Source organism: Bacillus sp. RC240 (assembly GCF_044907945.1).
GTDB lineage: Bacteria > Bacillota > Bacilli > Bacillales > Bacillaceae_G > Bacillus_A > Bacillus_A mycoides.
Map to the genome: position 1 here is coordinate 657,476 of NZ_JBIYCT010000003.1, position 12,835 is coordinate 670,310.

The following is a 12,835-nucleotide window of genomic DNA, read 5'->3' on the forward strand; positions in this document are numbered from 1 at the left end:
ATCTTATCTTATCCAAATAGTGAGTGTCAAAAGGATTCCGCTCCCCCTTTCTTCTATTATATAGGATAATCATTTCAATCGAATTATTAACATGATAAAATATTAAAGGCACTTTTATTTAAAAGAATATATAATAAAAATGTCGGTTTTTTGCACGAAATGTATTTTGAAAAAAGTGAGGAGAGTCCTTTGGTATTTAGTAGTTCTGTTTTCTTATTTATCTTTTTACCTCTCGTATTATTTTTCTATTTTATAGTGCGTGCCGAGCTACGTAATTTCGTATTACTTGCATTTAGTTTAATTTTCTATGCATGGGGAGAACCACGATTCGTCCTCTTAATGCTCTTTTCTATTCTTTTAAACTACTGCTTCGGCCTACTCGTGCATCATTATGATAAACGAAAAAATATGAAAGTCACATTTTTAATTATGGCTGTGGTCGGAAATATTTTATTACTTTCTTATTTTAAATATATTTCCTTTTTCACAGATATTTTGAATCAAACTTTACATTTATCTATTCATGTGGAACCTATTCCACTACCAATTGGAATTTCATTCTATACGTTCCAAGCGATGTCATACGTCATCGATATATACCGTAAAGATGGCGAAGTTCAAAAGAATCCACTTAACTTAGCACTATATATATCAATTTTCCCGCAGCTTATTGCCGGACCAATCGTTCGTTACAATATCGTTGCTGATCAAATTAAAACGCGCATCCATTCTTTTGAACGATTTACAGAAGGTCTCCAAATTTTCATTCTAGGACTAGCGAAAAAAATGTTAATCGCCAATCAAGTTGGATTTGTCGCAGATAAAATCTTTGCCTTACCACCGTCTGAAATGAGCGCTGGAACGGCTTGGATTGGTATTATTGCCTATACACTTCAAATCTATTTCGATTTCTCAGGATACTCTGATATGGCAATTGGACTTGGAAAAATGTTCGGATTTGATTTCCCGAAAAACTTCAATTATCCGTACATCTCAAAATCCATTTCAGAATTTTGGAGAAGATGGCACATTACACTAGGCTCTTGGTTCCGCGACTATATATACATTCCGCTCGGCGGAAATCGTGTTTCCAAACTAGCAAACTACCGTAACCTCTTCATCGTATGGGGATTAACCGGTTTATGGCACGGAGCAAGCTGGACATTTATCGCCTGGGGATTATATTACGGCTTTATTATCTCGATTGAAAAAGCTGGATTCGAGAAAATATTAAATAAGCTATGGAAGCCGCTGCAACATGCATATGTACTAATCATCGTTATGATCGGTTGGGTCTTCTTCCGAGCTGATAACTTCGCATACTCGTTCCAATATTTAAAAGCGATGTTTGGCATAGAGAGACAATCTTTCATCGATGACAACACCATGCTATATATACATGAATACATTATCATATTTATCATTGCCTTTATCGCAGCGACACCAATTTTGAAACGTGTTAAAAACATATTAGAACTTGCACCCAAAACGTATATATTCACGATGCAAGTTGTACGTCCTATATTATTACTAACATTATTTATGGTTTCGATTATGTATTTAATTAATTCGACGTATAATCCATTTATTTACTTCAGGTTTTAACTTATCCCGCTATTTTCCGGGCAGTAAGACCCCCACCTCAAAATTCAGCGAAAGCAAAGAAGTTAGGTGGGGGGCGGGCTGCCTGTAAAAGCCCGATTGGTTAAGGCTGATAATCAGCGGGGATGAACAAAAACCCCCCCACTAATTAAAGTTTCACTTTATGTAGGAAGGAAAAGTTATTATGAAAAAATTGGGGAACATCGTCCTATTTATCGGTTTTCTCACCATTATCTTTTCATTTGGCATATTATCGCTTCTCAAAACTGACCGAGCAGTTTCGCCCGTTGAAAATCGTCCGCTCGCTCAAAAACCAGCTCTTACAAAAGAAGCTGCCTTAAATGGTAGTTTCTTTAAAGACTTTGAGACATATACAAACGATCAATTAATCGGAAGAGATGATCTCATAAAAAATTATACACTTACCCAAATTAAAATGGGCAAGTCTCTCATTAACGATATTATTCTAACAGATGATAAATGGCTTCTAAAAAACCCTGCTTGGGCTACAAAATATAATGAGATTGACCAAGCTATGCCAGCTGTAAACGACTTATCTCAGTTTTTAAAAGAACAAAATATTGAGTTTTACTTTGCTTTACCACCGTCCAAAACGAATGCTTTATCATTTAAATTACCTTCTCATATTCACACATATGCACAGGAAAATTTAAATTACTTTCTAAATAAACTTCCTGCAGACGTAAAGCCAATTAAACTCATGGATTATTTTAAGAAAAACTATACAAATGAAGAAATACAAAGTATGTACTTTAAAACAGACCATCACTGGAATATGGATGGTGCCTTCTTAGGCTATCAATATATAATGAACACAATCGCGCAACAATCTTCTATATATAAAGGAAAAGAAATAAAAAAAGAAGATTACACTCGTACGTGTGATCCAAATAAACATCTAGTCGGAAGCTTTAACAACCAGCTTTACCAACTGATCGATGCGACTGGAGAAAAACTATGCTACTACACACCGAAAGACGGTTTCAACTTTACGAGCGTAGCTGCAAAAGATGTAAATGACACAGTATATCGCACATTAGATGAACTATACGGCGTAGAAAAACAAAAAGACACCATATCATACGCAGGCTATTACACAAACGACTATCCAGAAATCGTTATCGAAAACAACAATGCACCAAATGATGTACGAGCTTTAGTCCTAAAAGACTCATTCGCAAACGCAATCGTGCCTCACTTAGCACAAAGCTTCAAACACACATCTATCCTCGACCTTCGTCACTATCACGAAAAGGATGTATATCAATACATTAAAGACAACAATATTAACATGGTATTGTTTGTGTATAGTGATTCGAACTTGAGCGGTGAGATGTTTAAGTTTAAACAATAAAAAAAGCCTCTTGTAATTTTTTACAAGAGGCTTCTTTATATTATTTCCGCTATTTGCCGTCAGTAACAACTTAAACCATTATAGATTACGACATTGTTATTATTTCACTTGTCCCTTCTCTTTTTTAATCACTACCTTCAAATACAAAAAGGAGAAAGAGATAGGAAATTTCCCTCTATCTCTTTTTATTTAATGACAACGTACTAAATAAAAAGAGGAATGGCCTCTAATCCTAAGATTCCATTCCTCTTTTTATAGACTCTTTTGCATGTAAGTCATTAATAATATATTTGGACGCTATGGAAATTTGCTCTCGCAATTCCTCTACTCTTTGTCCTAACGTTTCCTGTACATATTCTGTCTGCTCTAATTGCTTAATCGCCATACTGTGTAATGTTTCTGTCGTCCAGCCTCCATCCACATTCCCAATAATCGGCTGATTTACTTGTTGTAAAAACGAATCAATCTTCGGATCATATGAAATTCCAATCATAGGCGTGTTTGCAACTGCCGATAATATAAGAGCATGTAGTCTCATCCCTATTAAAAGAGAGCACTCTGATAAAATAGAGATTTTCTCGTGAATATCCATTTTATAAGGGAGCATGTGCGCTTCTTCTCCCATCAAATTAATGATATCCCTTGATGCATTTTGATCAAATGGTCCATGCATCGGTACAAATAAAATATGGTATCCCTCTTGCTTAAGCTTTTTAAGCGTATCTGCTAACTTCTTCATATAATCTTCTTTTGCATCCCAGTACCTTACACTAACCGCAACGACTTTTCCTTGCAGCGAATGTTTTTGAAGCCAATCGGATTTCTTTTCTTCTGGCTGACAAGCTAATACTGGATCTGGAACAAGTTCAATGTCTTTCTTAATACCAATTTCTTTTAAGTACAAAAAAGAGTCTTCATCACGTACTGATATATATTCAGCCTTTGATACATGCCATTTCACTAATAAACGATTTTGCTTCTTCGTAATAGGTCCGATTCCTTGGGCGTAAATATAATACGGCTTTTTCAAAAAACGAGCAAGCCGCATAATACCTGTATAATATAGAATACTCTTAATACTCGTCTTATCTTGTAAGAGACTTCCGCCTCCGCTAATTAAACCATTACTTCTCTTTATTTCTCGGTAAATCGCTCTTATATCCCAGCGGTTTACTGCTTCTACACCGTACATTTTCCTTGTATAGTTGGGGTCATTTGAAAGTACAACAAGCTCAAGAGTAGGATCCTCTTCATGTAGCGCTTTAATAATTGATTGCAAAATTGCTTCGTCCCCAACATTATAAAAACCATAATATCCTGATAAAACTAACCGCACTCTTAATCTCCTCCAACATTTCGCAATCAACTCTTTTTGTAATTAAACAAATTGTTATCCATTCCTTTCCGAGAAAGGCTTGATAACTTCAAATTGATTTCTTTCACAAACATCTAACAAGTCATACCTATTTATAATATTGTTCATTTTCTATAATAAACGATTTTATTTACGTAAAAATGGAATTTGTTCTTTCGATATCCAGTTTAGTTTAAGTGCACATATGCCATATAACACTGAAGCTACACTTAGCGCTACAGCACTATATATCATTGCTAAAATCCTGGAATCTGTCACATTGATTAATGTGGACACAAAGTATAATACTATACCTAAAATACTAGATACTCCAATCACAGCTAAAAATTTCCCTATAGCTATTGAATAGGAAAGATCTTTTCTAATATAAATATGATTTGCGATACAAATCATTATATAAATAATTAGAGTACTATACGCTGCTCCATTTATACCGAATTGGTTTACTAGCGCTATATTTAATATAATTTTCACGAAACTTGCACCGATGACAATCCATGCTGCTCGCATCGAACGATTAATCCCTTGCAAGATTCCTATTGATAATACCATAAGTGATGTGAAATACGAGCTACCAATTAAAATAGCTAACATGCCACTTCCTTTTGTATCTGTAAATAATGCAACATTAAGCGGTACTGCAAGCGCCATAAGCCATATCGTTATCGGCATTGTTAAAACGTGCGCAAATTCATTTGTACGTTTTACCGTCAGTTTAGCTAAAGCTATATCTTTTTTTGTTAAAGCAGCTGTTAATAATGGAATTAGCGGAAATACTATCGCACTTGCAAATACAACAATTAATTGCGTAAATGCAAAACCACGGCTATATATACCAAATTGTTCCTGAATCGTTGTAGAAGATTCATGTAATACATGTGGAATTGTTACAGAATCAACTAAATTTAAAACAGGCATCGATAACGCTCCAATTGCAATTGGAATTGAAACGCGGAGTATGTTTTTTGCGTTTGTCTTAAAATCTTGTAATGAATATGTTTCGCTCTTATAGCGATACGTGCTTTTTACATATTTCATTCGCAAATATATGAGTGACGTAATAACACCAAAACAAGAACCGATCATCGCTCCGCCTGTTATGATATCACTACCTTTATTCCAATATACAAATATATAAGCAATTGTTAGCATAAAGAATACGCGAATCAACTGTTCAATTACTTGCGATACACCAGTAGGTATCATATCTCCAAACCCTTGGAAATATCCACGATACACTGCCATATATGGTGCAATTAATAAAGCAAACGAAGTAACAATTAATGCTAGCCTCGTCTCTTGCCCACCAAGCATATTTGCAATGCTACTCGATCCAATGATAATAATTAAAAATCCGAGCACCCCAAATATAACACCGATAATAGATGCTGACGTAAACAATTTAGCTATTCCGTCACGATCATTCTTTTCATGAAGATCAGCTATTAACTGGGATATTGCTAGCGGAACCCCCGCTACTGATAAAGTTAAGGCTATCATATATACAGGAAAAACGAGACGAAAAATCCCAAGCACTTCATCTCCCGCTATATTTTGCAATGGAATTTGAAAAAAACTCCCCACCACTTTCGATAGGAACGTTGTAATGGTTAAAATTGCAGCGCCTTTTACAAACTTTTTATTCATCTTCTATCTCTTTTCTTTCAAATATGATCTAAATAAATATCAAGTCAGTATTCTTGCTTAATCTAGAGAAACTTCACTCTATTTCATTTAGTTATCATACCAAATTTCTTATATATTGAATACTCTCGTTCCAAATATAATATGTACAAAATAAGATTATTTCCATCCTGTTTTCCCTTTAATTTACTACTTTTACTTATTCAAGATAAACCTGTAATATAATGTAGCTCTTGTCAGTAAGAGGAGGGTTTACAACATGCTAAATTTAGTAAAAAATTATCAAATTTTCCTTTCTTTAGAAAACGAGATACTAAAGCGCTTTGCATACGAAGAAGTTGAGAAAGTCGAAAAATCAGACGAAATAGGGCTTATTCAACCATCTTAAGTTTATGATTTCGTTAACCGTACACAATTAATTTGTGAAGGTAGCCATTTCTCAACGCGTGAATATAATTTGAAGTTAGATGGTGTAATTGATGCTCAACGGATTTACAACATCCAGATATAAGAGTTTCTCACATAAACAACACATATCCAAATAAAAAGAGCCCTCACATTTTACAATACAGTTCATGTGAAGGTTCCTATTCCTATATTGTCTCAGCTTTCAAAAACTGCAGTTTCTCTTTTTGCTCATCATTCGCCATCATTACTATCGTCTTTTCAACATGCGGATGTACATGTTCAAGTGTCACACGCACTCCTGCTTTATCCGATTGCTCAACAAAGTTTAATAACGCCATAGCTCCTGATACATCCATATAACGTACATCTTTCATACGCAAACTAACTGGTGACTTCACATCTTGTAAAGAAGCAAAAATACGATCTACTGATAGAAATGAAAGTGGTCCCTGAATCGTATACGTCGCTTCTTTTTCTTTTATAATAGAAGCTTTACGTTCTTTACACTTCACCATGTATATAATGAAGGAAAGAATAATGCCAAACGCAACAGCAACCATTAAATCGAATTTCACTGTCACAACCATCGTCACGAACATAACAATCACATCACCTCTTGGTGCTACATGTGCTTTCTTCATGCTTTCCCAATCAAACATCCCTATGCCAGTTAAAATTAAAATACCTGATAATACAGCAAGCGGAATATATTGTACCACTGAACCGAGTCCCATAATGAAAATAAATAATATGACACTATGCATACAAGCCGACAGTGCCGTCTTCCCCCCGCTTCTTATATTGACGATAGATCTAACAGTTGCACCTGCTCCTGCTAATCCACCGAACAAACCACTCGCAATATTGCCAATACCTTGTCCGATTAACTCTTTATTACTTTTATGACGTGTCCCCGTCACATTATCCATTACGACAGACGTTAATAACGAGTCAATTGATCCTAGTAAAGCAATACTAAGTGCTGGTAATACAAGTGCTAACATGCCATTTGCGTCTAAATTCGGTACGTGAAGAGATGGCATCGCCTCTGGAATTGCACCTATTTTTTCAATCATCTTATTTAAAGAAAGAGTTCCTACAACTGGTAAGTTGACCGTAATTCCTTGTAGCATAGAAGAAAATAACGGCAACGTTACTGTAACACCTACTAATGCTACTAAACTTGATGGAATGGCCTTAATCCATTTTCCAGAAACAATCATTACAATGATCGTTAATAACACAAGCAGAAAGCTATTTTGTACGTGCTTCATTTCACCTAAAATAATAATCAGTGCAATCCCATTCATAAACCCTGAAACAACAGGATACGGAATGTAACGAACGTAAGAGCCGAGCTTACATACACCAAATAAAATTTGAAATAACCCCGCCATCATAAATGCAATAAAACTTGCTTCTAATCCGTGAGTTGCAATAACGCCTGTTGCAATAACTGTAATCGGCCCAGTAGGACCCGTTACTTGCCCCGGTGTACCGCCAAATAACGCCGCAAACAAACCTGCAAAAATTGCACCATACAATCCGACCAGTGCTCCCTCAGACGTTCCCGTTGCAGCAATACCAAATGCAATCGCTAGCGGCAAGGCAACAATCGCAACAGTAAACCCTGCTAAACATTCCTTTGCTATTTTTTGAAACATATAAATAACCACCTTCTTATAAAGTCCATGTTCCATTGTACATCTAAAACAAATCATTCGTTAGCGTATTTCTAAAAAACTCTTTACAGTCTCGTGAAGTAAACGTCTACATTTACAAATAGCCTTCCAAAGTCAAACTAAAAAACAGCAATATGACGAATCTACCTTTGGAAACAAACTTGACTATGCTATAATGAACAAATTAAATCTTTTACTATATACTTGGAGGCACTATGCTAACTTTTGAAGAAAAATTATCAATTATTGAATCTTTCCCGGAATTAGAAAGAAAGAACGTATCATTAAAACGCGTAAACTTTCACTTTGAAGAAAGTCGTTTAGATAAAAAGAACGTTGTATATCATTTACACCCAAACGGAAACGGATTTGTATATGCATACTTCATTAAAGGTTATAAAACAGATGCTAAAGGTATGATTAACATCCGTGAGTTTTCAGAAGAAGAACTGCGTTCATTAATTGAAAAAGTAATTGAACGTCTATCACAGGAGCCAGAGGAAATTATAGCACCAATGGAACCTGCTGCCGAAGAGGAATGGCGTAACGAAGACGGTCATATCCTAACTCTTATTCAAGAGGATGACATGTGGAATGTTTACGCTGGCGTAAACTTAGACGGTACATTCAACTCTTATCCAGAAGCTGCGGAATACCTTGATGAAGAAGGATTTTCACGTAAATAATACGATCCAATGAGGCCGTCCCAATTTTTTGGGATGGTCTCTCTTATTAATAAGTAGGCTATCGTTATCTTATTTTGCAGTTAAGTCGATGTATTTAGGGTTAGGCTTTAGGGATCGTCCCATCCCTAAATTTATGGCATCAAAACTTCTTATTCTCACTATCCCCTATAAAAATCTGAATTTGACAACTATACGTATCCGCATTAAAAATATCACTAACTAACTCCACTTCAATAAAACTCTCTACTTCTATATTATTTTCTTTTATGTATTTAATTATGGTATTTCGACGTTCTTCCTCATTTTCTTTACTATACGCTAATGTTATATGTTTCCCGCCCCGTAATACTTTTATATTTTGCATCTCTTCCATATGTACATCATCTCGTACTTTATTAAAAACATACTTCGGTTCTACATCCCAATTTCCATTTACATTGTAGAGAATTCCCATCTCCATTGCCATTTTCTCTTCATAATCTTGCACGATTTTCTCTAAATCGGAATAATACAGTAATTCCTGTAAACTCCCTACTTCTTTACAAGGCGCCACAATGACATAACGCTGTTCAAAGAACTGAATACACACTTCATCACTTTTTAATATTTCCTGTGAACTCCCTACTTTCTCATTTAATCCATCAATCGTTTCAATTACCTCTTTCATTTTCTTTATATGCTCTTCCGCTTCTTCTCTCTTCAATTGTAAAAATTGCAGCAATTTATTCATATCACATTCCTTAAAAATCTCTTGAAGTTCTACTATACTGGTATTCAACTCTCTACAGCTTTTTATAATATCAATGTGAATGAATTGATCTATAGAATAATATCTATATCCTGTTGATTCATCAACATGTTTTGGAATAAGAATCCCCATCTTATGATAGTACCTTAACGCTTTTATCGTAATATCCTTTATTTTTGCAACTTCTCCAATAGAAAATAATGTTTTCACCTGAATCTCTTCCTTTTTATTTTTTCGCATGTAACTATTGACTCTCCCCTTAGAGGAGACCTTACTATTTATAATAAGTCATTTACATTAATAAAGGGAGTATACAATTATGAACACAGTAAAATATAGAAATCTTGTCAAAGAAGACTATGAGCCTATAAAACATTTAATTGGTGAGGCATTTGGATTTAATGAATTCATTACAGATAAAAAATTTTTAAATTCAATATTAAACTTCTACCTACACAGTTGCATTTTAGGAAGCTCCTTTAGTAAGGTAGCTGAAAAAGATAATAAAATTATCGGTGTCATTTTAGGCGATTCCGAAAAAGATAAAAACCGTTTAAAGAGATTCCATAATAATGTTAGCTTTGCCTTTAACACGCTGAAACTATTCATGACGAATAAAGAGAATAGAGAGTTTTTAAAAGCATTTATAAAAGTTCAAAAAACATATAAAGAACTAATTCAAGGAAAAGAAGATCATTTTCAAGGCTGTATACAATTATTCATCGTATCCGAGGAATCTAGAGGTCTTGGAGTTGGGAAATCTTTATTAAATCACTTATTCCAATACATGACAAAAGAAGAAGTGACATCTTTATATTTATATACAGATAATGAATGCAACTATGAATTTTATGACAGACAAAACTTCCAACGTATACAAGAAAAAGCAGTTAATTTTGGACCAAAAGAAGAAGATTTCAACGTATTTTTGTACCGCTATAACTTTAACTAATAGTAACATTTACACTTCAATGCTCTTTGCTAATTAGCAAAGAGCTATATTAAGTATGATATCACTCGCGAGTGGTTGTCAAAAAATCATACTAGCTTAAATCCTCCAGCCAAACTCTTCTACTACTATTGTTTCAGTTCGATTAGCGTGAAAAAGAGGAAGATGTGTAACAACTTCAATTTAAAAAGGAGCGCACAACATGGAATGGATTCACGAATTATTTCAGCAATATGGGTATTATGTAGTACTTATTGGATTACTTTTAGAATATATTGCTCTTCCGTTTCCAGGAGAGCCAACATTAGCCTATGCAGGATTTTTATCACATCAAGGTGATTTAAGTTTACCAATTTTAATTATTTTATCCTTTATTGGGACAAGTGTAGGTATGACATTCCAATACTTTTTAGGAAATAAACTTGGCATGCCTTTCATTCAGAAATACGGGAAATATGTATTTTTAACAGAACGAAAAATTAATTTAACGAAAATGTGGTTTGATAAATACGGATATTTTCTAATCTTTATCGCCTTTTTCATTCCAGGCGTCCGCCACTTTACTGGATACTTTGCAGGAATTATCAACTTACCGTTTCGCCGCTTTGCGATGACAATTTATTCAGGTGCCCTATTTTGGGTATCCTTCTTCTTAATCGGTGGTTACTGGTTAGGGGAAAACTTAGAAGATATATTCATCGTACTTGAACAACACATTTGGAAAATTATCTTCGGTATTATTATCATTACGCTAATCACTCGATTTCGCAAAAAAATAAAGCATGTGTTTATAAAAAATCTAAATTAAACGCGCAGCATGTTATTAAAACCTTTCAGCAATACGTTTTATCCAAATTAGCTGCGTACAAAAATAATAAAAAGCGGAGACACATAGTCTCCGCTTTTCCACATACATTTTGTTTCCAAACTAACTCTCACCATTAATTTTTTTTGCGTCTAAACAATCTCGATCCTAAAATTAATGCAAACATACCTGCAATAATAGAAGTAGATTCAGTTGATGCTCCTCCTGTTTGAGGAAGTACTTTTGATCGCTTATTATTTTCTTTACTAGATGGTACCTCAGATTTATTTTGTACATCTTGTTTATTTTGTACTTCCGGTTTCTCTTTTACTTCTGGTTTTTCTAACACATTCGGTTCTTCTGTTACCTTTGGTTCTTCCGGTTTTAATGGCTCTTCCATTTCTTCTGTTGTTTCTTCTTTATTTTCTTCTTCAATCGGTGTTACCAAGATTTCCGGTTTCTCTGTTACCTCTGGTTTCTCAAGAACATTCGGTTCTTCTGTCACCTTTGGTTCTTCCGGTTTTACTGGTTCTTCCATCTCTTCTGTTGTTTCTTCTTTATTTTGCTCTTCTTCTGGTGTTACCAAAATCTCCGGCTTTTCTGTTACCTCTGGTTTCTCTAACACATTTGGTTCTTCTGTCACCTTTGGTTCTTCCGGTTTTACTGGCTCTTCCATTTCTTCTGTTGTTTCTTCTTTATTTTCTTCTTCAATCGGTGTTACCAAGATTTCCGGTTTCTCTGTTACCTCTGGCTTCTCTAACACATTTGGTTCTTCTGTCACCTTTGGTTCTTCCGGTTTCGATGGCTCTTCCATTTCTTCTATTGTTTCTTCTTCAATTGGTGTTACCTCTACTTGCGGTTTTTCTGTTACTTCTGGTTTCTCAAGCACATTCGGCTCTTCTGTTACCTTTGGCGATTCCGGTTTTAATGTTTCTTCCATTTCTTCTGTTGTTTCTTCTTTATTTTCTTCTTCAATCGGTGTTACCAAGATCTCCGGTTTCTCTGTTACTTCTGGTTTCTCAAGAACATTCGGTTCTTCTGTCACCTTTGGTTCTTCCGGTTTTACTGGTTCTTCCATCTCTTCTGTTGTTTCTTCTTTATTTTGCTCTTCTTCTGATGTTACCAAAATCTCCGGCTTTTCTGTTACCTCTGGTTTCTCTAACACATTTGGTTCTTCTGTCACCTTTGGTTCTTCCGGTTTTACTGGCTCTTCCATTTCTTCTGTTGTTTCTTCTTTATTTTCTTCTTCAATCGGTGTTACCAAGATTTCCGGTTTCTCTGTTACCTCTGGTTTCTCTAACACATTCGGTTCTTCTGTCACCTTTGGTTCTTCCGGCTTTACTGGCTCTTCCATTTCTTCTGTTGTTTCTTCTTTATTTTCTTCTTCAATCGGTGTTACCAAAATTTCTGGTTTCTCTGTTACCTCTGGTTTCTCTAACACATTTGGTTCTTCTGTCACCTTTGGTGTTTCCGGTTTTACTGGCTCTTCCATTTCTTCTGTTGTTTCTTCTTTATTTTCTTCTTCAATCGGTGTTACCAAAATTTCCGGTTTCTCTGTTAC

The 12,835-nt window shown here is 35.0% G+C and carries 10 protein-coding genes and 1 pseudogene; 6 read left to right on the forward strand and 5 right to left on the reverse strand.

Going from position 1 to position 12,835, the window contains the following annotated elements; translation table 11 throughout:
- The first annotated feature begins 189 nt into the window (after positions 1 to 189).
- Both ABH955_RS15105 and patB1 read left to right on the forward strand, forming a co-directional pair.
- Entirely contained in the window at positions 190 to 1,605 is a 1,416-nt protein-coding gene (locus ABH955_RS15105; RefSeq protein WP_404455555.1) for an MBOAT family O-acyltransferase, read from the forward strand.
- A 181-nt stretch (positions 1,606 to 1,786) separates the two neighbouring features.
- Positions 1,787 to 2,977: a secondary cell wall polysaccharide O-acetyltransferase PatB1 gene (gene patB1 / locus ABH955_RS15110; protein ID WP_404491284.1), complete on the forward strand. Its 1,191-nt coding sequence runs from the start codon at positions 1,787 to 1,789 to the stop codon at positions 2,975 to 2,977.
- 232 nt (positions 2,978 to 3,209) lie between these two features.
- On the opposite strand, the gene csaB is transcribed toward patB1, so the two are convergent.
- A complete protein-coding gene (gene csaB, locus ABH955_RS15115) occupies positions 3,210 to 4,313 on the reverse strand; it encodes a polysaccharide pyruvyl transferase CsaB (RefSeq protein WP_002186624.1) in 1,104 nt (367 codons plus the stop codon).
- Between the two features lie 165 nt (positions 4,314 to 4,478).
- On the reverse strand, positions 4,479 to 5,999 hold the full coding sequence (locus ABH955_RS15120) for a putative polysaccharide biosynthesis protein (protein ID WP_404455552.1): 1,521 nt from the start codon (positions 5,997 to 5,999) through the stop codon (positions 4,479 to 4,481).
- 280 nt (positions 6,000 to 6,279) lie between these two features.
- Between ABH955_RS15120 and ABH955_RS15125 the strand changes: the two are divergent.
- Positions 6,280 to 6,501 (forward strand): annotated as a pseudogene (locus ABH955_RS15125) (hypothetical protein); the annotation flags it as partial.
- 88 nt (positions 6,502 to 6,589) lie between these two features.
- Here ABH955_RS15125 and ABH955_RS15130 read toward each other — a convergent pair.
- Positions 6,590 to 8,068 carry a SulP family inorganic anion transporter gene (locus ABH955_RS15130; RefSeq protein WP_002186630.1) on the reverse strand — a complete coding sequence of 493 codons (1,479 nt, stop codon included), beginning with the start codon at positions 8,066 to 8,068 and terminating at the stop codon, positions 6,590 to 6,592.
- Positions 8,069 to 8,301: 233 nt separating this feature from the next.
- On the opposite strand from ABH955_RS15130, the gene ABH955_RS15135 reads away from it, so the two are divergent.
- Positions 8,302 to 8,772 carry a hypothetical protein gene (locus ABH955_RS15135; protein WP_404446236.1) on the forward strand — a complete coding sequence of 157 codons (471 nt, stop codon included), beginning with the start codon at positions 8,302 to 8,304 and terminating at the stop codon, positions 8,770 to 8,772.
- 139 nt (positions 8,773 to 8,911) lie between these two features.
- Here the strand turns inward: ABH955_RS15135 and ABH955_RS15140 are convergent, their stop codons facing one another.
- A complete protein-coding gene (locus ABH955_RS15140; RefSeq protein WP_404455549.1) occupies positions 8,912 to 9,760 on the reverse strand; it encodes a MerR family transcriptional regulator in 849 nt (282 codons plus the stop codon).
- 79 nt (positions 9,761 to 9,839) lie between these two features.
- Between ABH955_RS15140 and ABH955_RS15145 the strand changes: the two genes are divergently transcribed.
- Entirely contained in the window at positions 9,840 to 10,472 is a 633-nt protein-coding gene (locus tag ABH955_RS15145; protein ID WP_242311136.1) for a GNAT family N-acetyltransferase, read from the forward strand.
- A gap of 199 nt (positions 10,473 to 10,671) precedes the next feature.
- Positions 10,672 to 11,277 (forward strand): DedA family protein, encoded by a 606-nt coding sequence (locus ABH955_RS15150; RefSeq protein ID WP_137076415.1) that lies wholly within the window; start codon positions 10,672 to 10,674, stop codon positions 11,275 to 11,277.
- 133 nt (positions 11,278 to 11,410) lie between these two features.
- Here the strand turns inward: ABH955_RS15150 and ABH955_RS15155 are convergent.
- Positions 11,411 to 12,835 (reverse strand): LPXTG cell wall anchor domain-containing protein (locus ABH955_RS15155; protein WP_404491285.1); only part of this gene is annotated, 1,425 nt, incomplete at its 5' end.